The 23,722-nt window shown below is 67.9% G+C and carries 25 protein-coding genes, 1 tRNA gene and 1 riboswitch; of the genes, 11 read left to right on the forward strand and 15 right to left on the reverse strand.

The window, feature by feature from the left end; genetic code table 11:
* Positions 1-56: 56 nt before the first annotated feature.
* Together ACOCMH_RS28755 and ACOCMH_RS28760 are read right to left on the reverse strand one after the other, a co-directional pair.
* Complete coding sequence (locus ACOCMH_RS28755; protein ID WP_427310731.1) at positions 57-878, reverse strand: alpha/beta fold hydrolase; 822 nt, start codon at positions 876-878, stop codon at positions 57-59.
* Positions 875-1,945 carry a peptidase M29 gene (locus ACOCMH_RS28760; protein WP_427310732.1) on the reverse strand — a complete coding sequence of 357 codons (1,071 nt, stop codon included), beginning with the start codon at positions 1,943-1,945 and terminating at the stop codon, positions 875-877. The genes ACOCMH_RS28755 and ACOCMH_RS28760 overlap by 4 nt, the downstream gene beginning before the upstream one ends.
* 172 nt (positions 1,946-2,117) lie before the next feature.
* On the opposite strand from ACOCMH_RS28760, the gene ACOCMH_RS28765 reads away from it, so the two are divergent.
* Both ACOCMH_RS28765 and ACOCMH_RS28770 read left to right on the forward strand, forming a co-directional pair.
* Positions 2,118-2,678 carry a flavin reductase family protein gene (locus tag ACOCMH_RS28765; protein WP_427310734.1) on the forward strand — a complete coding sequence of 187 codons (561 nt, stop codon included), beginning with the start codon at positions 2,118-2,120 and terminating at the stop codon, positions 2,676-2,678.
* 17 nt (positions 2,679-2,695) lie between these two features.
* Positions 2,696-3,154, forward strand: coding sequence for a MarR family winged helix-turn-helix transcriptional regulator (locus ACOCMH_RS28770; protein WP_427310736.1), 459 nt, complete (start codon positions 2,696-2,698; stop codon positions 3,152-3,154).
* Here the strand turns inward: ACOCMH_RS28770 and ACOCMH_RS28775 are convergent.
* Complete coding sequence (locus ACOCMH_RS28775; protein WP_427310738.1) at positions 3,151-3,627, reverse strand: Lrp/AsnC family transcriptional regulator; 477 nt, start codon at positions 3,625-3,627, stop codon at positions 3,151-3,153. The two genes, ACOCMH_RS28770 and ACOCMH_RS28775, sit on opposite strands and share 4 nt — an antisense overlap.
* 156 nt (positions 3,628-3,783) lie before the next feature.
* On the opposite strand from ACOCMH_RS28775, the gene kynB reads away from it, so the two are divergent.
* Genes kynB through kynA form a run of 3 tightly spaced genes read left to right on the forward strand, consistent with a single transcriptional unit; the run spans position 3,784 to position 6,618 of the window.
* On the forward strand, positions 3,784-4,434 hold the full coding sequence (kynB, locus tag ACOCMH_RS28780; protein WP_427310740.1) for an arylformamidase: 651 nt from the start codon (positions 3,784-3,786) through the stop codon (positions 4,432-4,434).
* Between the two features lie 35 nt (positions 4,435-4,469).
* Positions 4,470-5,726 carry a kynureninase gene (kynU, locus tag ACOCMH_RS28785; protein ID WP_427310742.1) on the forward strand — a complete coding sequence of 419 codons (1,257 nt, stop codon included), beginning with the start codon at positions 4,470-4,472 and terminating at the stop codon, positions 5,724-5,726.
* 13 nt (positions 5,727-5,739) lie between these two features.
* On the forward strand, positions 5,740-6,618 hold the full coding sequence (gene kynA / locus ACOCMH_RS28790; protein WP_427310744.1) for a tryptophan 2,3-dioxygenase: 879 nt from the start codon (positions 5,740-5,742) through the stop codon (positions 6,616-6,618).
* 37 nt (positions 6,619-6,655) lie between these two features.
* Here kynA and ACOCMH_RS28795 read toward each other — a convergent pair whose 3' ends face one another.
* A complete protein-coding gene (locus tag ACOCMH_RS28795) occupies positions 6,656-7,510 on the reverse strand; it encodes an IclR family transcriptional regulator (RefSeq protein ID WP_427310746.1) in 855 nt (284 codons plus the stop codon).
* Between the two features lie 223 nt (positions 7,511-7,733).
* On the opposite strand from ACOCMH_RS28795, the gene ACOCMH_RS28800 reads away from it, so the two are divergent.
* From ACOCMH_RS28800 to ACOCMH_RS28815, 4 genes are all read left to right on the forward strand, one after another.
* Positions 7,734-8,927, forward strand: a complete 1,194-nt coding sequence (locus ACOCMH_RS28800; RefSeq protein ID WP_427310748.1) for an acyl-CoA dehydrogenase — start codon at positions 7,734-7,736, stop codon at positions 8,925-8,927.
* A gap of 366 nt (positions 8,928-9,293) precedes the next feature.
* Positions 9,294-9,620, forward strand: coding sequence for a DUF883 family protein (locus ACOCMH_RS28805; protein WP_010813729.1), 327 nt, complete (start codon positions 9,294-9,296; stop codon positions 9,618-9,620).
* 192 nt (positions 9,621-9,812) lie between these two features.
* Positions 9,813-10,193: a phage holin family protein gene (locus tag ACOCMH_RS28810; protein ID WP_427310750.1), complete on the forward strand. Its 381-nt coding sequence runs from the start codon at positions 9,813-9,815 to the stop codon at positions 10,191-10,193.
* Positions 10,190-10,696: a DUF3318 domain-containing protein gene (locus ACOCMH_RS28815; protein ID WP_171516077.1), complete on the forward strand. Its 507-nt coding sequence runs from the start codon at positions 10,190-10,192 to the stop codon at positions 10,694-10,696. Before ACOCMH_RS28810 ends, ACOCMH_RS28815 begins: the two co-directional genes overlap by 4 nt.
* A 31-nt stretch (positions 10,697-10,727) precedes the next feature.
* Here the strand turns inward: ACOCMH_RS28815 and ACOCMH_RS28820 are convergent, their stop codons facing one another.
* The 11 genes from ACOCMH_RS28820 to ybgC form a co-directional block, all read right to left on the reverse strand.
* Positions 10,728-13,628 carry an EAL domain-containing protein gene (locus tag ACOCMH_RS28820; protein WP_427310752.1) on the reverse strand — a complete coding sequence of 967 codons (2,901 nt, stop codon included), beginning with the start codon at positions 13,626-13,628 and terminating at the stop codon, positions 10,728-10,730.
* Between the two features lie 118 nt (positions 13,629-13,746).
* A tRNA-Lys gene (locus ACOCMH_RS28825) sits at positions 13,747-13,822 on the reverse strand.
* Positions 13,823-13,892: 70 nt separating this feature from the next.
* On the reverse strand, positions 13,893-15,008 hold the full coding sequence (locus ACOCMH_RS28830; protein ID WP_427310754.1) for a YeeE/YedE family protein: 1,116 nt from the start codon (positions 15,006-15,008) through the stop codon (positions 13,893-13,895).
* 25 nt (positions 15,009-15,033) lie between these two features.
* The gene (gene queC, locus ACOCMH_RS28835; protein ID WP_427310756.1) at positions 15,034-15,717 is read right to left on the reverse strand and encodes a 7-cyano-7-deazaguanine synthase QueC; all 684 of its coding nucleotides are present in this window, start codon (positions 15,715-15,717) and stop codon (positions 15,034-15,036) included.
* A gap of 122 nt (positions 15,718-15,839) precedes the next feature.
* Complete coding sequence (gene ybgF / locus ACOCMH_RS28840) at positions 15,840-16,598, reverse strand: tol-pal system protein YbgF (RefSeq protein WP_427310758.1); 759 nt, start codon at positions 16,596-16,598, stop codon at positions 15,840-15,842.
* 15 nt (positions 16,599-16,613) lie between these two features.
* Complete coding sequence (pal, locus tag ACOCMH_RS28845) at positions 16,614-17,123, reverse strand: peptidoglycan-associated lipoprotein Pal (protein WP_427310760.1); 510 nt, start codon at positions 17,121-17,123, stop codon at positions 16,614-16,616.
* Positions 17,124-17,138: 15 nt separating this feature from the next.
* Entirely contained in the window at positions 17,139-18,512 is a 1,374-nt protein-coding gene (gene tolB, locus ACOCMH_RS28850; RefSeq protein ID WP_427310762.1) for a Tol-Pal system beta propeller repeat protein TolB, read from the reverse strand.
* 205 nt (positions 18,513-18,717) lie between these two features.
* Positions 18,718-19,806 carry a cell envelope integrity protein TolA gene (gene tolA, locus ACOCMH_RS28855; protein ID WP_427310764.1) on the reverse strand — a complete coding sequence of 363 codons (1,089 nt, stop codon included), beginning with the start codon at positions 19,804-19,806 and terminating at the stop codon, positions 18,718-18,720.
* Between the two features lie 36 nt (positions 19,807-19,842).
* Positions 19,843-20,286: a protein TolR gene (tolR, locus tag ACOCMH_RS28860; protein ID WP_427310766.1), complete on the reverse strand. Its 444-nt coding sequence runs from the start codon at positions 20,284-20,286 to the stop codon at positions 19,843-19,845.
* Between the two features lie 60 nt (positions 20,287-20,346).
* Positions 20,347-21,030, reverse strand: a complete 684-nt coding sequence (gene tolQ, locus ACOCMH_RS28865) for a protein TolQ (RefSeq protein WP_012353556.1) — start codon at positions 21,028-21,030, stop codon at positions 20,347-20,349.
* Positions 21,027-21,431, reverse strand: a complete 405-nt coding sequence (gene ybgC / locus ACOCMH_RS28870) for a tol-pal system-associated acyl-CoA thioesterase (protein ID WP_427310769.1) — start codon at positions 21,429-21,431, stop codon at positions 21,027-21,029. Before ybgC ends, tolQ begins: the two co-directional genes overlap by 4 nt.
* Before the next feature lie 165 nt (positions 21,432-21,596).
* Positions 21,597-21,720, forward strand: a riboswitch (ZMP/ZTP riboswitch).
* A 126-nt stretch (positions 21,721-21,846) separates the two neighbouring features.
* Here ybgC and glyA point away from each other — a divergent pair.
* A complete protein-coding gene (gene glyA, locus ACOCMH_RS28875; RefSeq protein ID WP_427310771.1) occupies positions 21,847-23,094 on the forward strand; it encodes a serine hydroxymethyltransferase in 1,248 nt (415 codons plus the stop codon).
* 150 nt (positions 23,095-23,244) lie between these two features.
* Positions 23,245-23,709, forward strand: a complete 465-nt coding sequence (gene nrdR / locus ACOCMH_RS28880) for a transcriptional regulator NrdR (protein WP_012353559.1) — start codon at positions 23,245-23,247, stop codon at positions 23,707-23,709.
* Positions 23,710-23,722: the final 13 nt, after the last annotated feature.

The following is a 23,722-nucleotide window of genomic DNA, read 5'->3' on the forward strand; positions in this document are numbered from 1 at the left end:
GTATGGTGCGGCGCGGCTGTGGTTCTTATGCCGGCGTTGCCGGAACGCCGCGCGCGTCAGTGCACGGGAAAGTGCCGGCGCAGGAAGTCCAGCACCGCCTGGTTGAACGGCCCGGGTCGCTCCATGCAGGCCAGATGGCCCACGTCGGGCAGGCAGCGGTACTCGGCGCCGGCAATGCGTTGCGCCATGCGCTGCATCACCTCGGGCGCGGCATTGGTGTCGTGCTGGCCGGCCAGCGCCAGCACCGGCACCGCGATACGGGGCAGCGCGTCGCGCTGGTTGAAGCGCACCAGCGCAGCCAGCGCGGCGCGGTAGGTGGGCGCCGGCACCGCCGCCATCACCGCCGTGGCGAAGGCCACCGCCTGCGCGTCGGCAGCGGGCGCGACCATGGTGCGCACCAGCCCGGCCGCCATCTGCGCCATGGTCTTGCCCGCATCCAGCGGCGCGGTGCGCGCCGCGACGAACTCGCGTTGCCAAGGGCCATCACCCTTGCCGAAGGCGGGCGAGGTGCCGGACAGCACCATGCCGTCGATCAGCGCGGGCGTCGCCGCGCAGGCCTGCTGCGCGACCATGCCGCCCATGCTGTGGCCCAGCAGCACCACGCGCCGGCCGTCGCCGCGCTCGGCCAGCAGCACCGGTGCCAGCGCCCGGGCCAGGCCGTCGAAGTCATAGGGATCGATCATGGCGCTGTCGCCATAGCCGGGCATGTCCCACGCCACCGCGCGGTATCCGGCCTGCGCCAGCGCCTCGCCTTGCGCGGGCCAGGCGGCCTTGCCGCCGCCGATGCCATGCAGCATCACCACCGCCACCGGTCCGTCGCCCCAGGCCAGCGTGGCGATGCCGTTGGCGTGGCGCTGGTTGATCGCGGTTGCGCTCATGCCGCTACCTCCACCAGCGTGCCCGCCTCGACCTCGTTGCGGCCATCGAGCGAAATCGTGCAGTTCCGCAGCGGCAGGTCGAAGTGGCCCAGCGTATGCCGCCCGGCGACCTCGTTGGCGCCGGTCGAAAACAGGAAGTTGCCGGCGAACGCGCGCAGTTCGGTGCCGTTGCAATCGCGTTTGTCGTAGAACGTCATCGCGTCCCAGCGCGCCAGCCGGTTCAGGCCCCAGCCCACGTGCGAGACCGCGTAGGCGTCGCGCGTGCCCTCGCGGTCGGCCCAGGCCTGGTAGTAGCCGCGCATCATGTCGGCGTCGACGCCCTGCCCCTCGACGGCGACGATGTAGTCGTCCTCGATATGGCAGACCACGGTATCGCGCAGGTAGGTCTTGAAGGTCAGGTTGACGTCGCCCGGCGCCAGCACCAGCGTGCCGTTGACCTGGCGCCCTGCCGGGAACGCCAGGCACAGCCCCCCGGGCCAGTGCGAGACCTGGCCAGGCTTGTTGCAGAAGCCCCAGACGCCGCCAACGCGCGCCTCGGCCAGGCCGATGCGCAGCTCGGTGCCGGCGGCCGAATGCACGCGCATTTCGCGCGCGCCGCGCAGGCGCTTCATCGCCGCGCGCACGGTGGTCTCCAGCGACGGGTCGGGCTGGCAGCGCTCCAGGATTTCGGGGTGCTCGTTGCTGACCATCAGCATGCGCGGCACCACGCCGTCAGCGCCGCGCAGGATCTGCGGCAATTCCGGTGCGTGCAGCAGGCCTTCGACGGTGCAGTCGAGCACCAGTTGGCAGCGCGACAGCGCCGCCAGCACTGGAGCGAGTTGCTGCAGGGCATCACTGGCGCCGGTGGAGCGCACCGGCGCCGGGGCGGCAAGCGCCGGGGTCGGCACCTGGATACGCACCGGCGTGGCGCCGAGCGACTGCACCGCCAGTTCGGCCAAGGCCACGTTGACGGGGCGGGATTGGGACTCCGTTACAATTCCGACGACATCCCCGTGCCGCAGGGCACAGAGTTCCAGCGTGCGGCGGAACGCCGCCAGCCAGCGGTGTTCGATCTGCTCGATGAGCATGCGCTTGTCTCCTGCTGCTTGTTATTGGCTGCTGGTGCTATTGGGGGCGGGCCACCCGGGTTTTGTGGGCCAGCCCTCATCTGCGGCGTGTCATGCGCGGCGCCGGACTTGAACTCGCCGCCCCTGGCGCGAATAATATATATGAAATTTCATGAACTCCAGTGGAGCCCCCATGGGCATGCCTGAGGCCCGGCCACGGATCGCCAGCGTAGCCGCCGCCCCCGACTTCGACGCGATGCACTTCCGCCATACCCTGTCGCAGTTCGCGACCGGGGTCACGGTCATCACCACGCGTGCCAGCAACGAGTCGGTTGCCGCCGGCGCGCCGCCGTTCATCGGCATTACCGCCAGCTCGTTCAACTCGGTGTCGCTGGAGCCGCCGCTGGTGCTGTGGAGCATGGCCTCGCGCGCCAACAGCCTGCCGATGTTCCGCGACGGCACCCACTACATCATCAACGTGCTGTCGGCCTCGCAGCTGGACCTGTGCCAGCGCTTCGCCACGCTCAAGGGCGACCGCTTCGCCGGCGTGGACTACCGGCTCTCGGCCACCGGCCTGCCGATCCTGTCGAATGCGCTGGCCTGGTTCGAATGCCACAACCGCAGCCGCTACGACGAGGGCGACCACGTCATCTTTGTCGGCGAAGTGGAGCGCTGCGGCGTGCTCGGGGGCAAGGACGGACCGCTGGTGTTCCAGGGCGGCCAGTTCACCACCACCGCGCCGATCGATCTCTGAGCAGCCTCTGGCCCATCATGGCGGATCTGCCGGCAGCCCCCTCTCCCCAGCCGTTCGTCGACGGCTACCTGGCCTACCTGCTGGCCCGCGCCAGTCATTTGATCTCGGGCGAATTCCATCGCGAGGTAGAAGCCAGCGGCCTTTCCGTGCAGGAATGGCGCGTGCTGGCCACGCTGGCCGACCGTCCCGACTGCACCATCGGCGCGCTCGCGGAAATCACGCTGACCAAACAGCCCACGCTGACCAAGCTGGTCGATCGCATGGCGCAAGACGGCCTGGTCCGGCGCCGTGCCAGCAGGACTGACCGCCGCCAGGCCCTGATCTCGATCACGCCGCGCGGCCTTGCCCTGGCCCGGCCGCTGCTGGAGCGCGCCGCGCAACACGAACGCGCCGTGTTGGATGACTTCGGCGTGCGGCAGGGCGCGCAGCTGAAGGAAACCCTGCGGCAACTGATCGCGCTGCACACGCAGCGCTAGGCGTCGGACTTCAGGATCGCCAGCGGCGAGCTGTCCACCTTGATCCGCTGCAGCACGATATTCGAGCGGATGTCCATCACGCCCGGGGTGCGATACAGCCGGTTCACGATGAAATCGGAGTAGTGCTTCAGGTTGCGCGCCTGCACGCGCAGGATGTAGTTGCTGTCGCCGGTGATGATGTACGCCGACAGCACTTCCGGCCACGACTGCACCGCGGCGATAAAGGTGTCGTGCCAGCCCTCCACGTCATGGCGCATCGACACCTGCACGATCGCCTCCAGCTCCAGCCCCAGCTGCTCGGCGTCGAACCAGGCGCGATAACCGCCGATTACCCCTGACTCTTCCAGCAGCCGCACCCGGCGCAGGCACGCCGACGGCGACAGCGCCACGCGGTCGGCCAGGTCCTGGTTGCTGATGCGGCCGTTCTCCTGCAGGCAGGTCAGGATACGCAGATCGGTGGGATCGAGGTTCATTCGAATTTCCTTCGAGAAATCGGCATTTTTTCGCATTCTATGCGAAAGACAGCCCGGATGACGGGCCATTTAGCAAGCCTCTTGCCACCGATTTTGACTATGATTCCCGACATCGAGGCACACAGAAACGGCGCCCGCAGACGGCGCCGGGCACCCATGACCGCCCCCAATCCCGACCCGCGCCAGCTGTGGGACATCAGCCCGCCGCTGTCGCCCGCCACCCCGGTGTGGCCTGGCGATACGCCGTTCCAGCAGCAGCCGGCGTGGCAGATCGACGCGCATTGCCCGGTCAATGTCGGCCGCATCACGCTGTCGCCGCACACCGGCGCGCACGCAGACGCGCCGCTGCACTACGCCGCCGACGGCGCGCCGATCGGCGCCGTGCCGCTGGCGCCCTACCTGGGCCCCTGCCGGGTGATCCACTGCATCGGCGCCGCGCCGCTGGTGCAGCCGCGCCATGTCGAGCACGCGCTGGCCGGCCTGCCGCCGCGGGTGCTGCTGCGCACCTACCGGCAGGCGCCGCTGGCGCAGTGGGATCCCGCTTTTTGTGCGGTGGCGCCCGACACCATCGCGCTGCTGGCCGCGCACGGCGTGCAGCTGGTCGGCATCGACACGCCGTCGCTCGATCCGCAGGACTCCAAGACCATGGACGCGCACAACGCCGTGCGCCGCCATGGCCTGGCGATCCTGGAAGGCATCGTGCTGGATCAGGTCGATGCCGGCGACTATGAGCTGATCGCGCTGCCGCTGCGCTTTGCCGCGCTGGATGCCAGCCCGGTGCGCGCGGTGCTGCGCAGCCTCGACTAAACCTATTCCGAACCCGCCTGGCCATACTGCACGACATGACGACCATTGACCGCGAGCACTGTATCCGGCTCGACCAGCAAGACCCGCTGCGCCCGCTGCGCGACCAGTTCGCGCTGCCCCAGGGCGTGATTTACCTCGACGGCAACTCGCTCGGCGCGCGCCCCCGCGCCGCCGCCGCGCGCGCCGCCCAGGTGGTGGCCGAGGAATGGGGCGACGGCCTGATCCGCAGCTGGAACACCGCCGGCTGGTTCGACCTGCCGCAGCGCCTGGGCAACAAGCTGGCGCCGCTGGTCGGCGCGGGCGACGATGAAGTGGTAGTCACCGACACCACCTCGATCAACCTGTTCAAGGTGCTGGCCGCGGCGCTGCGCGTGCAGCAGACGCGCGACCCGGCGCGCAAGGTGATCGTGTCCGAGGCCAGCAACTTCCCCACTGACCTGTATATCGCCCAGGGCCTGGCCGACCTGCTGCAGCAAGGCTATTCGCTGCGCCTGGTGAACTCGCCGGCTGAGCTCGACGCCGCCGTGGGCGCCGACACCGCGGTGCTGATGCTGACCCACGTCAACTACAAGACCGGCGAGATGCTGGACATGGCCGCGCTGACCGAGCTGGCCCATGCCCGCGGCGCGCTGACGGTGTGGGACCTGTGCCATTCGGCCGGCGCCGTGCCGGTCGGCCTGAAGGCGGCCGGCGCCGACTACGCCATCGGCTGCACCTACAAGTACCTGAACGGCGGCCCGGGCTCGCCCGCCTTCGTCTGGGTCGCGCCCGCGCTGCGCGACGCCTTCTGGCAGCCGCTGTCGGGCTGGTGGGGCCACGCCGCGCCGTTCGCGATGGAGCCGCAGTACCGGCCGGTCGACGGCGTGCGCCGCTTCCTGTGCGGCACCCAGCCGGTCACGTCGCTGGCGATGGTGGAGTGCGGCCTGGATGTGTTCGCGCAGACCGACATGCAGGCGCTGCGCGCCAAGTCGCTGCAGCTGACCGACCTGTTCATCCAGCTGGTGGAAGCCCGCTGCGGCCAACACCCGCTGACGCTGGTGACGCCACGCGAGCACGCGCGCCGCGGCAGCCAGGTCAGCCTGGAGCACCCCGAAGGCTATGCCCTGGTGCAGGCCCTGATCGAGCGCGGCGTGATCGGCGACTACCGCGAGCCGCGCATCGCCCGCTTCGGCTTCACGCCGCTCTACACCAGCTTCGCCGAGGTGTGGGATGCTGTGGAAATCCTGCGCGACGTGCTGGACAGTGGCGCCTATCGCGACGCGCGCTTGCACACGCGCGGCCAGGTGACCTGAGCGGGAGCGCATCATGAGCGAATTCAAGGGATGCCCGTTTTCCGGCGCCGCGCCGGCCGCCACGCCGCAAGGCGACGACTGGCATGGCGCGCAGATGGATTTCGCGCGGGACATGAGCTATGGCGACTACCTCGGCCTGGACCAGATCCTGAGCGCGCAGCATCCGCTGTCGCCGGACCACAACGAGATGCTGTTTATCGTGCAGCACCAGACCACCGAGCTGTGGATGAAGCTGATGCTGCACGAGCTGCGCGCCGCACGCGAGTCGGTCAAGGGCGACAGCCTGCCGCCGGCGTTCAAGATGCTGACCCGCGTGTCGCGCATCATGGACCAGCTGGTGCAGGCGTGGAACGTGCTGGCCACCATGACGCCGCCGGAATACTCGGCGATGCGGCCCTACCTGGGCATGTCGTCGGGCTTCCAGTCCTACCAGTACCGCGAGATCGAGTTCATCCTGGGCAACAAGAACGCCGCCATGCTCAGGCCGCATGCGCACCGGCCCGAGCACCTGGCGCTGGTCGAGACCGCGCTGAAGACCCCGTCGCTGTACGACGAGGCGATCCGGCTGATGGCGCGGCGCGGCTTTGCCATCGACGCGGATTGCGTCGAGCGCGACTGGACCCAGCCCACCGCGTACAACGCATCGGTCGAGGCGGCGTGGCTGGAGGTCTATCGCAACCCCGGCGCGCACTGGGAACTGTATGAACTGGGCGAGAAGTTCGTCGACCTGGAAGACGCGTTCCGGCAATGGCGCTTCCGCCATGTGACCACGGTCGAGCGGGTGATCGGCTTCAAGCGCGGGACGGGCGGCACCGAAGGGGTCAGCTATCTGCGCCGGATGCTGGACGTGGTGCTGTTCCCCGAACTGTGGAAATTGCGCACCGACCTGTGATCCGCGCCGTCCCTGCGCGCAGGGCCGGCGGGTGGCCTCAACCCGCCGGCTCGGACAACCTTGCCGCCAGCGCCCGCAACGCCGGCGCCAGCGTCTGGTGGAACACCGCCTCGTCCACCGCCCCGTAGGAAGCGCTGCAGCTCAGCATGTGCAGTTCCTTTTCGCCCACCGGCCGGAACGCCACCGCGCAGGCATGGATGGCCGGATGCCAGTCGCGGAACGATGCCGCATAGCCGCGCTGCTGCGCCTCGGCCAGCGCGGCGCGGGTGGCGGCCTCCTGCTGCTTCCATTGCTCGGGGAAAGCCTGGCTGAATTCCGCCATCACGCGCTCGCGGCGCGCCGGCGGCAAGGCCGCCAGGTAGGCCCGCCCCATCGAACTGGACACCAGCGACAGCCGCGAACCAACCCCCAGCCCGAGCATCACGCCGGCGTCGTTGCGGATCGATTCCAGGTAGATCACCTCCATGCGCTCGCGCTTGCCGAGCGACACCGAGACCCCGTACGACTGCGCGAACGCCAGCATATGCGGGCGCGCCAGCGACACCACGTCCGACGCCGACAGATAGGCGTAGCCCAGCGCCAGCACGCCGGCATCGAGCGCGTACTTGCCCAGGCTCTCGTCATAGCGCAGGTAGCCCAGCTGCACCAGCGTGCCCGCCAGCCGGCTCACCGTGGCCTTGGGAAACCCGGTGCGGCGCACGAACTCCTGGTTGCCGAGCATGGCCTCGCCGGTGCGGAAGCAACGCAGCAGCTCCAGGCCGCGCGCCAGCGCGGTGACGAAGTTCGGATCGCTGTCGCGCACGGGCGCCGTTGCGGCAGGTTCTTGAGGAAGTGACGGATTGGTGTTCGTGTGGGCCAAGGTTCGCTGCTCCAGTCGCGCTTGTCCGCTCATCGCACAAAGGCGCGGAGGTTCAGGGTTTTGCCTGTTGCGTGGCAAGACCATTGCGATATACTAATTCAACGGAACACAGTTCCGCAATGCGGAACTTCCAGGATCTCTAAAAAAATCCTCCGCACGATCACCGAACCTGTTACGAATCATGGATCCGCCAGCGCGGACAGCGGCACACAGCCGCCCGCCCGGCGCTTCCCCTGTGCTACCGAAGGAGACCTGCATGGCTGCCAACGCCGAATTCCACTGGGCCGACCCCCTGCTGCTCGACCAGCAACTGAGCGCCGACGAGCGCATGGTGCGTGACGCCGCCGCCGCGTACTGCCAGGACAAGCTGATGCCGCGGGTGCTGCAGTCGTTCCGCAACGAGAAGACCGACGTCGAGATCTTCCGCGAGATGGGCGAACTGGGCCTGCTCGGCCCGACCATCCCGGAGCAATACGGCGGCCCGGGCCTGAACTACGTCAGCTACGGCCTGATCGCGCGCGAGGTGGAGCGCGTCGATTCGGGCTACCGCTCGATGATGAGCGTGCAGTCGTCGCTGGTGATGGTTCCCATCTATGAATTCGGCACCGAGGCGCAAAAGCAGAAGTACCTGCCCAAGCTGGCCACGGGCGAGTGGATCGGCTGCTTCGGCCTGACCGAGCCGAACCACGGCTCCGACCCGGGCTCGATGGTCACCCGCGCCAAGAAGGTCGACGGCGGCTACGAGCTGAGCGGCGCCAAGATGTGGATCACCAACTCGCCGATCGCCGATGTGTTCGTGGTCTGGGCCAAGCTGGCGGGCGAGAACGGCAAGGAAGACATCCGCGGCTTCATCCTGGAAAAGGGCTGGAAGGGCCTGAGCGCCCCGGCCATCCATGGCAAGGTGGGCCTGCGCACCTCGATCACCGGCGAAATCGTGCTGGACCAGGTGTTCGTGCCGGAAGAGAACATCATGCCGGGCGTGAAGGGCCTGAAAGGTCCGTTCACCTGCCTGAACTCGGCACGCTACGGCATCGCCTGGGGCGCGCTGGGCGCCGCCGAATTCTGCTGGCACACCGCGCGCCAGTACACGCTGGACCGCAAGCAGTTCGGCCGCCCGCTGGCGCAGACGCAGTTGGTGCAGAAGAAGCTGGCCGACATGCAGACCGAGATCACGCTGGGCCTGCAGGGCTGCCTGCGCCTGGGCCGGATGAAGGACGAAGGCACCGCGGCAGTGGAGATCACCTCGATCATGAAGCGCAACTCGTGCGGCAAGTCGCTCGACATCGCCCGCGTGGCGCGCGACATGCTGGGCGGCAACGGCATCTCGGACGAGTTCGGCGTGATCCGCCATGTGGTGAACCTGGAGGTGGTCAACACCTATGAAGGCACCCATGACATCCACGCACTCATCCTCGGTCGCGCCCAGACCGGCCTGCAGGCCTTCTTCTGAACGCAATCCAGCGCTAGCGCACAGGCGTCGATACGACACCTGTCTTGCAAACGGCCCCGCCCTGGCGGGGCCGTTTGCATTGGTCCGGTGAGTTAAAGCGGGCCGGTTGTCCAGATTTCACGGCGGAACCGGTGTCACTGGATTGATATCCAACCCAAACGAATATAAAGTCACCACAAAATCACTCGCAGTCATATAGACATTCTCTGACATTCATCACGCCTGCTTTCGTGCATGCTGGCAATACTTGGGCGTCCGACCCGGCAGCGCGATCAGCTTCCGGCCGCGTTGCCTTGAAAGGGCGACGTGTCGCCACATATGCTAAGTATCAGACCGACAAATGCCGTTAGCCTCGGAGCGAAGAAAATGTCAGAATCCGCACAAACCGAACCAACCGCCCGCAAACAGGAGAAACTGATGAGCGATGTCAAGACCGTTCTGTCCGACGCCGAGGAACTGCTGAAGCAAGCCGCCTCGACCACCGGGGAAAAGGCCGCCGAACTGCGCGAGCGTGGCATGGGCCTGCTCAAGCAAGCCAAGGAAAAGGCCCAGGACCTGCAAGACGCCGTCGTAACCAAGAGCAAGGCCGCCGCGCGCGCCACCGACGACTACGTGCACGACCACCCGTGGCGCGCCGTGGGCGTGGCGGCCGGCGTGGGCCTGCTGATCGGTCTGCTGCTGAATCGCAAGTAAGCGGTTGCAATCCGGCGCGGCACGCCCATGCCGCGCCATCGCGGCAACCCGGTAGGCGGGTTGCCAATGGCCGGGGCGCCCGGGTGTCGTTGACACGATCGTTGTTGACACATTCTGGCGCCGCATCCGGCCCGCCCGCTGGATAGGTGCGTACGGCCATGCCGGCGCACCGCTCTTTCACGCCGGAGCCGCATGAGCGAAGCCACCCCTTCCCCCAAGTTCCTCGACGCCGTGCGCAACCTGGCCGGCTCGCTCGTGGCGATGGTCCAGACCCGCCTGGAGCTTGCCAGCGTGGAGTTGGCCGAGGAGCGCACGCGCTTGCTGAAGGTCGCCCTGCTGGCCTTGTTCGGGCTGGCGTTCTTCGGGCTCGGCATGGTCACCCTGACCGCCCTCATCGCGATCCTGTTCTGGGACACGTACCGCTGGCAGGCGCTGGGCGCGCTGACCGTGCTCTACCTGGTGCTGTGCGCGATCTGCCTCGGGTACGCCCGCAGCGTGCTGCGCGACGCGCCGCCGATGCTGGAAGCCACGCTCGCCGAAATCGACAAAGACCGGGAGATCCTGCGCCGATGAGCACACTCGACCCTGACGACAGCACGCCCGCACGCGAACGGGGCGAATACCCCCGCGCGCCCCGGTTCACGCAAGAGGTGCGCCTGCCGCTGGCGGTGCGCAAGGAACTGTTGCTGACCCGCGCCGCCCTCGAACGCCACGATTGCCTGCAGGCGCTGCACGCGGTGCGCGGCGGCGTGCACCGCCTGAGCACCCTCAGTGCCTGGCTGCCGCGCATCGCGCGGCCGGGCTCGTGGATGAAGGTGGTCGGCCTGACCAAGGACTACCCGCTGCTGAGCACCGCGGTGACGCTGGCGCTGCCGCTGGTCAAGCGCGCGCCGGTGCTGCGCTGGACCTGGAAACTGTCCAAGCTCGGCATGGTTGCCGGCGCGGCCTACTGGGCCTACAACACCTGGCGTGACGCCAAGGGCCAGGCGGTGCCCCCCGCAAACGTCCCGACGCCGGCCCCGGCAGGCACCCCCCCTGTCGCCGACACCGGCTTCCGCGATCCGCTGATCCCCTGACGGCGCCGGCGCCAACCTTGCCGGCGCTGATTCAGCCGGCGAGCGCAAGCGCCGGCCGCGCCCCGGCATCCGGGCCGGCGGGTGCGAACGGTATCGGCGGCGCTATGTGATAGCCCTGGGCAAAGTCCACGCCCAGCTCTCGCAGCCGCTCGAGCATCGCCTCGTTCTCGACAAATTCCGCAATGGTCTGCTTGCCCATGGCGTGGCCGATGCGCTGGATCACCTCCACCATCACCAGGTTGACCGGGTCGGCCAGCATGTCGCGCACGAAGCTGCCGTCGATCTTCAGGTAGGTCGCAGGCAGGTGCTTCAGGTAGGTGAACGACGACATGCCGGCGCCAAAGTCGTCCAGCGCGAACCGGCAGCCCAGTTGCTGCAGCTGCATGATGAACGCGCCCGCCTGCGCCAGGTTGGCAATGGCTGCGGTCTCGGTGATCTCGAAGCAGATGCCGTCCAGCGCAATGCCGAAGCGCTGCGCCTGCTCGCGCACGAAGGCCGGGAACTGGATGTCCGCCAGCGACGAGCCTGACAGGTTGATCGCGCAGGTGGCGATCTCGGCCTGACGCCCCGCCAGCGTGGCAAACGCGGTCTCGACCACCCAGCGGTCGATCATCGGCATCAGGTTGTAGCGCTCGCAGGCGGGCACGAACGCCATCGGCGGCACCAGCCGGCCGCGCTCGTCGACCATGCGCAGCAACAGTTCCACGTGGCGTCCGGCCGGGGGCAACGCAACCGGCTGCACCGGCACGATCTCCTGAGAAAACAGGCAGAAGCGACCAGCGGCCAGCGCCGCGTGCACGCGGCTGACCCATTCCATCTCGCCATGGCGGGCCTGCACCACGCTGTCCAGCGGATGGTAGACCTGCACGCGATTACGCCCGCCCTCCTTGGCCACGTAGCAAGCCGCATCGGCCGCGCTCAGCGCCTCGGCCACGCTGCCGGTGTGCCGGTCCAGCGTGACCAGGCCGATGCTGACCCCGACCGCGAAGGTGCGCTGCCGGTGCGCAAAGCGGAAGCTCGCAATGGCGTGGCGCAAGCCCTCGGCCACGCGCTCGCCGTCGGCCGTGCCGCAATGCTCGAGCAGCACGCCGAACTCGTCGCCCCCCAGCCGCGCCAGCGTGTCGCTGCGGCGCAACTGGCCGCGCATGATCTCGGCCATCTGCCGGATCAGCTCGTCGCCGGCGGCGTGGCCGCAGGTGTCGTTCACCACCTTGAACTGGTCCAGGTCCAGGTACATCAAGGTGTGGGGAGTGCCTTGCGCGCGCGCGCGCTCGATCGCCGCGGCCAGCCGGCGCTCGAACTCGGCGCGGTTGACCAGGCCGGTCAGCGCGTCATGGCTGGCCTCGTACGCCAGCCGCGCGGCATGCGCGCGTTCCTGGGTGATGTCGTGCAGCACCACCACCACGCCGATGGCCTGCGCGGTACGATCGCGGATCAGCGCCACCGATGGCTTGACCGCCAGCGCCGGTCCGGGCTGCCCGGCGCCGTCACGCTGCACCAGTTGCGCCGAGCGGCTGTGCCAGCGCTGGCGCAGCGCCAGCGTCACGATATCGGGCAGCGGCGCCAGGCTGTCCTCGTCGCGCAGCACGCAGACCTCGCTCAGCGGCAGGCCCCGGGCTTCGGCTTCGCGCCATCCCGTGAGAGCTTCTGCCGCGGGATTGAGCGATTGCACGCGCCCCCACACATCGGCCGTCACCACCGCGTCGCCGATGGCCTGCAGCGTGACCTGGGCACGCTCCTTTTCCGCAAACAGCTGGGTCTCGTAGCGCTTGTGCTCCGAAATATCGGTCAGCGAGCCCGCCATGCGCGCGCGCCGGCGCCCGGCGCCGCGCACCAGCCGGCCGCGGGCCCGCACCCAGAGGTAGTCGCCGGCCCGGTTGCGCAGGCGGAATTCGGCATCGTAGGGTTCGCCGCTGCGCAGGTGGTGGGCCAGCTTGGCCTCGAACGCCGACAGTTCGGACGGATGCAGCAGGCCCAGCACGGTTTCGCGCGCATGCGGCAGCTCGTCGCCGCCGTAGCCCAGCATCTGCGCGCAGCGCGGCGAGAAATACAGTTCGCCGCGGCCAAGGTGCCAGTCCCACAGGCCGTCATTGCTGCCTTCGACCGCCAGCTGCAGTTGCTCTTCGCGCTGCGCGAGGGCCTCGCGCAGCCGGCGCTCGCGCCGCAGCGGCCCCACCGACAGCAGGATCGCCGACATCAGCAGCGCCGCTGCCATCACCGCGCTGCCGGTGGTTAGCAGCCGCGTGACCCGGCGCGACGCCTGGCCCAGGTGGCCCGAAAAGGCGCGTTCAAGCGGCGTCAGCCTGGCGTCGATCCGCGCAATATTGCGCAGCACCGGCGCGACACAGGCGTCATCGCAGCCGGGCTGGCTGGCCAGCCGCCGAAGCGCCAGCGCCTGCTCATGCAAGGCAAAGATGTCGAGATCCCCCTGCGCCCACACGCGAATGGCGGCGTCGACCTCATGGATACGGCGGAAATTCCGGTACAGGCGCACCATCCGCGGGATGTCTTCCGCATGGTTGCCGCCTGCCAGCAGGCCCTCGTGCACGCGTTCCAGGTCGGGCTCGGCGCGGTCCAGTTCCAGGCGCGCGCGGTGGTCTCCCAGCGGGATGGCGATGGACGCCAGGTAGGCGTCGAAGTCCGCCGGATCGCGGTCGGCGCCGTAGCGCAGCAGGTGCAGAACGGCGTTCTTCTGGCCCTTGGACCACTGGCTCTCGCCGGCGACAAAGGCACGCGCGGCCGACAACAGGTCCAGGCTGGCGATGCTAAACAACGCCAGCGCAACGACCACCGGTACGAACGGCCAGATGATGCGCAGCACGTGCCCGCTGGCCGGCAAGGAAACGCCTGCTCGCCGCATAGGGTCGGGTTCGAAGGCCGTGTCTCGCGGCCGTTCCGTAGGCCCGCGGTCCACACGCCGCGGTTGAGCCATTGTGCTGCCCGCGCCGGCCCCAAGTCTCTACCTCGAACTAGTTAAACCACCCCCTACCATCGGGGCATGCCAGACGCAAAAAGGGCCTGTGACGTGCGCCACAGGCCCTTCGTAATACTGGTGGGTCGTGCGTGACTCGAACACGCGACCAACGGATTAAAAGTCCGCTGCTCTACCGACTGAGCTAACGACCCGAAAAAACAGAACCGCGATTATAGTGACGCGATTCTCGATGTGTCAAGGACGCAGGGCGCGCCATCACCATCAGACCATGCGTTCGAGGCGCCACATCTGGTAGCGGAATGCCAGCACGGCCCCGGCCAGGATACCCGCCAGCGCGATAAACGAGCCGAGCGCCAGTGTCGACACGCCCGACAGCCCCTGCCCCACCGTGCAACCCAGCGCGGTGACCCCGCCCGCGCCCATCAGCATGCCGCCGACCATATGGTTGGCCACGTCCTCGGCATTGCCGAAGCCTTCCCAGCGGAACGTGCGCGTGGCCAGCGCGTAGGCCGCCGCGCCGGCGATCACGCCGAACACGCTGACGATGCCGATGGTCAGCACCTTGCTCTTGTCGCTGAACAGCATCAGCCAGTCGAGCGTGTAGGCATAGGGCGCGACAAAACTCAGGCTTTCCATGCGCCCGCTGTTGGTCGAGACGAACAGTTCTTCCAGCGTGTTGGGGTCTTCGGCAACGTAGCCCAGGTGGCCGGACACGTACCACATCGCCACGATGATCAGGCCCACGCCGACGCCGCCCAGCAGGTTGTCGAAGGTACGGAAGCCGCGCCCCGCCAGTGCCCACGCGGCCAGCACGCCGCCCAGCGCCAGGCCCAGGCCCAGCTGCAGCGCGCCGCGCGCGGCGCCGGTGCCTTGCGCCAGCACCGACGGCAGGTCCTGCGTGGTGGGCAGTGCCAGCGCCACCGCATCGACGGTATTGACGCGCACCACGCCGAACAGCCCGCGCAGCGTCATGTAGGCCGACAGCCCCAGGAACACGAACACCACCAGCGACTTCAGGTTGCCCGCGCCGATGCGTACCAGCGTCTTGCTGCCGCAGCCGGACGCCAGCACCATGCCGAAGCCGAACATCAGCCCGCCGGCCAGCGCCGACAGCCAGGCCAGCTTGCTGGCGGCATAGATGGTCTTGGTCGGGTCGATCGCGCCGCTCCACGCCAGCACGCCGGTGCCGATCATGGCCACGCCGATCGCCAGCACCCACATGCGCATGCGGCTCCAGTCGCCCATGTTGACGATGTCCGAGACCGCCCCCATGGTGCAGAAGTGGGTGCGTTGCAGCACGGCTCCGAACAGGAAGGTCAGGACAAAGGTGCTCAGCAGCACCGAACGCGACAGCGCGGCAAGATCGATTTCAGGCATGGGGGCGGGAACGGCGGACTCAGGATCAGGCGGCGGCCTGGTAGCGGGTCGGGTCGGGCACGCCGGCGGCTTCGAAGCCGGCACGGCGGATGCGGCAGGAGTCGCACACGCCGCAGGCGCGGCCTTCGTCGTCGGCCTGGTAGCACGACACCGTCAGGCTGTAGTCCACGCCCAGCGCGATGCCGGCGCGGATGATCTCGCCCTTGGTCATGTCGATGATGGGCGCATGCACGCTGAAGCGGTCGCCCTCGACACCGGCCTTGGTGGCCAGGTTGGCCAGGGTCTCGTAGGCCGCGACGTATTCCGGGCGGCAATCCGGGTAGCCGGAATAGTCGACCGCGTTGGCGCCGAAGAACAGGTCGCGCCCGCCCACCGCCTCGGCCCAGCCGAGCGCCAGCGACAGCATGATGGTGTTGCGCGCCGGCACATAGGTGACGGGGATGCCGCCGGTGGCGCCGTCGGTCGGTACTTCCAGCGCGTCGTCGGTCAGCGCCGAGCCGCCGAAGCGGCGCAGGTCGAGATCAACGATCTCGTGGCGGACGGCGCCGAGGGCGGCGGCCACGCGTTTGGCGGCTTCCAGTTCCGAGGAATGGCGCTGGCCATAGCGCATCGACAGCGCATAGGTCTCGAAGCCTTGGGCGCGGGCCATGGCAAGTACGGTGGCGGAGTCGAGTCCGCCGGACAGCAGGACGATGGCGCGTGGGGTCATGGTGGGGGGCGTGCCGGGGCGGCGCGCAAGAACATTCAGGCGAATCTCATATTCTAGCGCGACAAACGAGAAAGGCCCGCCGAAGCGGGCCTTGACCTGGCGGGCAGTGTCGCCGCCGACGCTTACTTCAGCGTCTTGAGCCGGTTGCTCGCCGCCTGCGCGCCTTCGGTGCCCGGATACTTGGCCACCACCTGCTCCAGCGTCTTGCGCGCGGCCGCCTTCTGGCCGGACTCGAGCTGGTTGTTGGCGATGGCGATCATCGCGTCCGGCACCTTGGGGTGGGTCGGGTTGGCGTTGACCATGTTCTGCAGCACGAAGGTAGAGCCCTTGTAATCGCGCTGCGCGTACAGCGAGTTGCCCAGCCAGTACTGGGCCAGCGGCAGGTACGGGCTCTGCGGGTATTTCTTCACGAACGCCGAGAACGAACTCCCCGCGCTCTTGAAGTCGCCCGCCTGGAACTGCTTGAGCGCGGCATCGTATTCGGGCTTTTCGCCCGGCTGCGACACGCCTTCGCGGCCTTCGACCGTGACCTGCTGCGGCTCGAATTTCTTCAGGCGCGCATCCAGGTCGGCGTAGTAGTCCTTCTGCTGCTTCTGCAGCGTGTCCACCGTGTTCTGCAGCACTTCGTTCTGGCCGCGCAGCCGCGCCACTTCCTGGCGCAGGCCTTCGAGCTGGTTCTGCATCTCGAGCGTGGTGCGGCTGTTCTGCTCGATGCGCTGGGTCGCGGTCGCCTGGAAACCGTTGAACTGGTCGCGCAGGCCGATGACGGCCTTGCGGGCCTCGTCATCGTCGAACACTCCGGCATGCGCCTGCGACAGCGGCAGCATGCCGCCGCCGGCCACGGCGGCGAGCCACAACAGGGTGGAAACGCGTGCTTTCATGGAAGGCGGTCCAGATCAGTAGTTGATGTCCGCGCGGCGATTTTCGGCCCACGAGGCTTCATCATGGCCGGTGGCCTTTGGCTTTTCCTTGCCCAGGCTGACGGCTTCCATCTGTGCGTCGGGCACGCCCATCGAGGCCAGCGAGCGGCGCACGGCTTCGGCGCGCTTCTGCCCCAGCGCGAGGTTGTACTCGCTGGTGCCGCGCTCGTCGGTGTTGCCCTGGATCAGGATCTTGCGGCCCTGGTTGGTGCCCAGGTACTTGGCGTGCGCGCCCAGCATGCCCTGGTAGTCGGCCTTGACGCTGTAGCTGTCGAAGTCGAAGTAGACGCTGCGCTTGGCCAGCGGGCCGTTCGGGTCGTTCAGCGGATCGGCGGCGGTCACCGGGGTGACGGCGCGCGGATCGGCACCCGTGCCGCCGGTGCCGGCGCCGGCGTTGGCGGTATCGTCAAGCTTGACGCCGGAGCTGCACGCGCCAAGGGCAAGTAGTGCGGCAATGGCAAGGGTTTTGGTCATCAGTTGAGGCATGGTGAATGACTCCTGTTATTGCATGAAAGGACCCCAGGACGGCTCGCGAACATCGCCGGACTGGAGGGACAGAACCTGCCGGGTACGCCCGTCAGTGGACACCGCCGCCAGCACCGCGCGACCGCCCACGCGGGTGGCATAAAGGATGTACTTGCCGTTGGCGGCGAAGCTCGGCGCTTCGTCGTTGGCGGTATCGGTCAGCGACGTCACGTCGCCGTTGGTCAGGTCCTGCAGCTGCAGCTTGAAGCCGCCCGCGCGCGAGATGTACGCCAGGTACTTGCCGTCCGGCGAAATGCGCGGGCTTACGTTGTAGCTGCCCTTGAAGGTGACGCGTTGCGCGCCGCCGCCTTCCTCGCCGGAGGCGGGCATGCGGTAGACCTGCGGCGCACCGCCGCGGTCGCTGGTGAAGTAGATGCTCTTGCCGTCGGGTGAATACTGCGGTTCGGTGTCGATGGCGCTGCTGCGCGACAGGCGGCGGATGCCCGAGCCATCGGCGTTGACCTGGTAGACCTGGGTATTGCCGTCGCGCGACAGCGCCAGCGCCAGGTGCCGGCCGTCCGGGGACCACGACGGCGCGCTGTTGTTGCCCTTCTGGTTCGACACCAGCGTGCGCTTGCCGCTGGCCAGGTCATGCACATACACCACCGGCTTCTTGGCCTCGAACGAGACGTAGGCCACGCGCGCGCCGTCCGGCGACCACGACGGCGAGATGATGGGCTCGTTGCTGGTCAGCGCCACCTGCGCGTTCTGGCCGTCCGAATCGGAGATCAGCAGCTGGTAGCGGCCGCCCACCTTCGACACGTAGGACAGGCGCGTGGCAAATACGCCGCGCTCGCCCAGCAGCTTCTCATAGATGTAGTCGGCGATCTTGTGCGCGGTCACGCGCAGCTGCGACTGGGTGACGGTGAAGGCGAGCCCGCCCAGGCTCTGGCCCTTGACGGTGTCATACAGGCGGAAGCGCACTTCGTACTTGCCGCCCGCGGCCGGGGTCACGCTGCCGGCGACGAAGGCGTCGGCGCCGCGGCTCTTCCAGCTGCCCAGGTCGACATTGGCGGACTCCGCCACGGTGGCGCCGCCGGGGTCGACATTGCGAAGACGCCCGCTGCGCGCCAGGTCCGCGCGGATGATCGCGGTCAGGTTCTGCGGGGCCTGGGCCTCGCCCTGGAAGTTGGCGGTGGCCACCGGGATCTGGCTGGCGCCGACCCCGGAGATCTCAACGTTGAGCTGCGCGTGCGCGGCGCCGGCTGCCATGGTCATGGCCGCGGCCAGCCACGCCATCAGCGCGCGCCGGCCCGCCAGCGGCACCGGCCGGCTGGCACGGGGGGATGCGGGTGAATTTGCGTTGTGCCGCCTCGCGGACAGCCAGTTGGGGGCCCAAAGCTTTCGCATGCTGCTCCTCAGTCGATTTCAAGTTTCGTCGGGCACGACAGGCAATCGGCAACACGGGAAATGCGGCATTGCAGCGCGTGGCGCATGCCCCGTCCGCGTGCGTACCGCACCGTCGGCTGCGTCAGGCAACCTGTCATGCTAGCGCTGGGACCGGAACCCGGCGATGAAGGTTGCATTATGTTGCAAATCATGCCGTGCCGGTCACTCAGTCCTTCGGCCGGAAGGTAATGGTGAAGCTGGCCGGCGCCTTGCCGTTCTCGTCGCGCGGCAGCGGATCGGAACGCTCAACCGCGCGCAGCACGGCATTATCCCAGCCGGAGTTGCCGCTGGACTTGGACAGCCGCGCCGACAGCAGCGAACCGTCCGGCGCCAGCTGCACCGATACCACCGCGGTGGGGTTGCCCGGCACGTCCTCGGTAAAGACGATGTTCGGCTTGACCCGGCGGCGCACGCGGTCGGCATAGCCAGGCGAAGCCTTGCCGCCACCGCCGGCACCGGCGCCGGCCGCATTGCCGACCCCGCCACCGCCAGCGCCAGAGCCGCCGGCCAGCGCCTGCAGGCGCGCCAGCTCGCTCTTGCGCTGGGCATTGGCGGCGGCTTCGCGCTTGGCCTTGGCATCGGCATCCGCCTTGGCCTTGGCATCGGCCTGGGCCTTCGCCTTGGCATCGGCCTGAGCCTTCGCCTTGGCATCCGCCTGGGCCTTGGCTTTGGCCTCGGCGGCTTCCTTGCGCTCTCGCTCGGCCTGTTCCTTACGATCCTGCTCCTGCTGCGCGGCCTTCTTCTTCGCTTCTTCCTTGCGCTGCGCTTCCTTGCGCTCAACTTCGCGCCGCTCGGCTTCCTTGCGGTCAGCGTCCTTGCGCAGGGCTTCCTTACGCGCTTCTTCCTTGCGCGCCTCTTCCTTGCCCGCTTCTTCCTTGCGTTCGGCTTCCTTGCGTGCCGCTTCCTTGCGCTCGGCTTCTTCACGCGCGGCCGCTTCGGCCCGGCGCTTCTTCTGCTCCAGCGCGATATCGGCGTCGTCCTCGACCTTGCTCTTCACCTGAGGCGGCGGCGGCGCCGGACGCGGCTGCACCACCGGCTCCGGCTCCGGCTCAGGGCGCGGCGGCGGGGGTGCGGTAGCGGCAGGGATTTCCTCCCACAGTTCGGCCTCGGCCCCGACCGGGGTGCTGCTCTGCCAGCTCACGCCGTAGTACAGCACGATCGCCAGCATCAGGTGCATGAGGAGCGCGAGCAGGAAGGAACGCAGGGTTCCCCGCTCCTTGACCGGCTGGTAGGGATAGGCGGCGGCGGTCGTCATCAGGCGCAACGGCAATCGGATAGGCGCTTCAACGCGTCAGGAGGTCTTGGACTTGACCATCAGGCCCACGCGCTTGACGCCATCGGCCTTGAGGATGGACATCACGTCCAGCACCGCTTCGTACTTGACCGCGCGGTCGGCGGCGATCACCACCGGCTGGTCCGGGTTCTCGTTCTGGCGCTGGTGGACAAAGTCCAGCAGGCCCTGCTTGTCGAGCTTGCGTTCGAAGGTATTGCCGGCGTTGTCCTTGCCGCGCGCGGTCAGCTGGCCGCTTTCATGCACGGTGACGACGATCGGCGGCGCCTTCTGCTGCGGCGTGGCATTGGCCACGGTGGGCAAGTCGACGGTAGCGGGGCTCACGATCGGCGCGGCCACCATGAAGATGACCAGCAGCACGAGCATGACGTCGATATACGGCACGACGTTGATCTCGGCGCTGGCCCGGCGGCGCGAGCCGCCGCGGCGCTGAATGGCTGCCATTGCAGGACTCCTGGAGACGCCGGCCCGGGCGTGCGCCCGGACCGTTGATAGGGGATACGGTTAGCGGGTCTGCCGCTGCAGGATGTTCAGGAACTCTTCCATGAAGCTCTCGAAGCGGATCGCCAGGCGATCGATTTCGGTCGCATAGCGGTTGTAGGCGATCACCGCCGGGATCGCCGCGAACAGGCCGATCGCGGTCGCCACCAGCGCTTCGGCAATCCCCGGCGCTACCGATGCAAGCGTCGCCTGCTGCACATTCGACAGCCCGCGGAAGGCGTTCATGATCCCCCACACCGTGCCGAACAGGCCGATATACGGGCTCACCGAGCCGACCGACGCCAGGAACGGCAGGTGCGACTCGAGCACGTCCATCTCGCGCTGGTAGGCCGCGCGCATGGCGCGGCGGGCGGCGTCGAGCAGCGCGCCGGCCTCGTTGCCGCGCTCGCGCGCCTTCAGGAATTCACCCATGCCGGATTCGAAGATCCGTTCCAGCGCACCGGTGTTGTGGCGGTTGTTGACGGCACTGTTATATAGCGCCTGCAGGTCGCCGCCCGCCCAGAAGTCGCGCTCGAAGCCTTCGGTCTGGGTGCGCGCCGAACGCACCGCCAGGTGCTTGCGGAAGATATAGGTCCACGAAAACAGCGACATGACGAGCAACAGCGCCATGACGGCCTGTGCCAGCACGCTGGCGTGGAGCACCAGCGTTACGATCGACATGTCTTGCGTGACGGTCACGGGATTCATCGTGCTGACTTGATGGTGGCTAGAACGGGGTCGGGGATCGGGGCGGGACGGAAAGTGCTTTGGTCGACGCAGCCAACGCGGATCGCGCCGGTCGCGAGCAGCAGCTCGCCACGCCAGGCTTCCTGGGTGAACTGCACCGAAGCCGGGCCGACCCGGTCGATGCGCGTGCGGATCTCAAGCTGGTCGTCCAGCCGGGCGGGCGCATTGTAGTCGACCGCCGTGCTGCGGACGATAAAGACCACGCCGGCCTGGTCGGCGAGCGCCTGCTGTTCGATGCCGAGCGAGCGCAGCCACTCGGTGCGGGCACGCTCGAAGAACTTGAGGTAGTTGGCGTAGAACACTACGCCGCCTGCATCGGTGTCTTCCCAGTACACCCGCAGGGTCCAGACAAAGTTTGTCATGGCCGCGATTGTAACGGAGAGCGATACCCGTTTCGTGTAAACCCGCAGGACGACTTTGCAACAGCAAGTTGCTGGCCAGGGCCGCGCCAGCCCTTGCCAGGGCTTGGCTGGCGGGTCCACGGCTTGCGGCGGGCGGCCGCCTCGCGCTACACTGCGCGCAACCATTCCATCTTGCGCGACTGGCGAAGTCAGTGGGTACTACCACGAGGAAGCGCAAGTTCTCTGGCGTGATTTCCTCACGCCATGGCGTTGACGCGAGTCATGCCTGCCGCTCGCCTGGGCAGCGAATGGGAAGCAGGGTGCGCCCTGCGCCGACGGCTCTTACCCGCCGCCGGTGCCGGTCGCCGCTAGCCTTCCCCGCGCGCCCTACCCCCGATGCCCGCATCGGATTCCCTTTTTTCAGACGAGTTTCGCCATGTTCGAACGCAGCCGTTTTACGATCGACCAGATCGACCCCGAGGTCTTTGCCGCCATCCAGCAGGAAAACCAGCGCCAGGAAGACCACATCGAGCTGATCGCCTCCGAGAACTACACCTCGCCGGCCGTGATGGCCGCGCAGGGTTCGCAACTGACCAACAAGTACGCCGAGGGCTATCCCGGCAAGCGCTACTACGGCGGTTGCGAGTATGTCGACATCGTCGAGCAACTGGCCATTGACCGCGTCAAGCAGCTGTTCGGCGCCGAAGCCGCCAACGTGCAGCCCAACTCGGGCTCGCAGGCCAACCAGGGCGTGTACTTCGCCGTGCTCAAGCCGGGCGACACCATCATGGGCATGAGCCTGGCCGAAGGCGGCCACCTGACCCACGGCATGGCGCTGAACATGAGCGGCAAGTGGTTCAACGTGGTCAGCTACGGCCTGAACGCGCAGGAAGACATCGACTACGACGCACTGGAAAAGCTGGCGCAAGAGAAGAAGCCCAAGCTGATCATCGCCGGCGCCTCGGCGTTCGCGCTGCGCATCGACTTCGAGCGCATCGGCAAGGTCGCCAAGTCGATCGGTGCCTATTTCATGGTCGACATGGCCCACTACGCCGGCCTGATCGCCGCGGGCGTCTACCCGAACCCGGTGCCGCACGCCGACTTCGTCACCACCACCACGCACAAGAGCCTGCGCGGCCCGCGCGGCGGCGTGATCCTGATGAAGGCCGAGCACGAGAAGGCGATCAACTCGTCGATCTTCCCGGGCATCCAGGGCGGTCCGCTGATGCACGTGATCGCCGGCAAGGCCGTGGCGTTCAAGGAAGCGCTGACGCCCGAGTTCAAGGAATACCAGCAGCAAGTGGTGAAGAACGCCGCCGTGCTGGCCCAGACCCTGATCGCGCGCGGCCTGCGCATCGTCTCGGGTCGTACCGAGAGCCACGTGATGCTGGTCGACCTGCGCGCCAAGAACATCACCGGCAAGGAAGCCGAGCGCATCCTGGGCGAGGCGCACCTGACCGTGAACAAGAACGCGATCCCGAACGACCCGGAAAAGCCGTTCGTCACCTCCGGCATCCGCGTCGGCTCGCCGGCCATGACCACGCGCGGCTTCAAGGAAGAAGAAGCCCGCATCGTCGGCAACCTGATCGCCGACGTGCTGGACAACCCGCACGACGCCGCCAACATCGCCGCGGTGCGCGAGCAGGTGTCGGCCCTGACCAAGCGTTTCCCGGTCTACGGCTGATGGTACGAGGCCGCCCGTGCGCGTGCATGGGCGGCCGGCGGCTGCGCTTGCCAGCGCCTCGGCGCGGGCTGCGGGCCTCGCCAACCCGCCCCGCCGCCGCAGAACCACAACACGGACAAGGCGATGGGGTTCAACTGAAGGTGGTCCGGCATGAAATGCCCCTTTTGCGGTCATTCCAATACCCAGGTGCTCGATACGCGCATGTCGGAAGACGGCGACGCCGTGCGCCGGCGCCGCCGCTGCGAAGCCTGCGACCGCCGCTTTACCACCTATGAGCGGATCGAGCTGTTCTTCCCCGCCATCGTCAAGAAAAACGGCTCGCGCGTGGACTACGCTCGCGCCAAGCTGAAGGATTCGATGCGCCTGGCGCTGCGCAAACGCCCGGTCTCGGCCGAAGCCATCGACGAAGCCATCACCCGCATCGAAGAAAAGCTGCTGGCCCTGGGCGAGAAGGAAATTCCCAGCAGCCAGGTCGGCGAACTGGTGATGCGCGAGCTGCGCAAGCTCGACAAGATCGCCTATATCCGCTTTGCCTCGGTGTACCGCAGCTTTGAGGACGTGTCCGAATTCTCGGACGTGCTCGCGGAAGTCACCGCGGGCAGCGGCAAGCGCTGACGCTCTGGCGCCA

This window comes from Cupriavidus sp. H39 (genome assembly GCF_050271075.1).
GTDB lineage: Bacteria > Pseudomonadota > Gammaproteobacteria > Burkholderiales > Burkholderiaceae > Cupriavidus > Cupriavidus necator_B.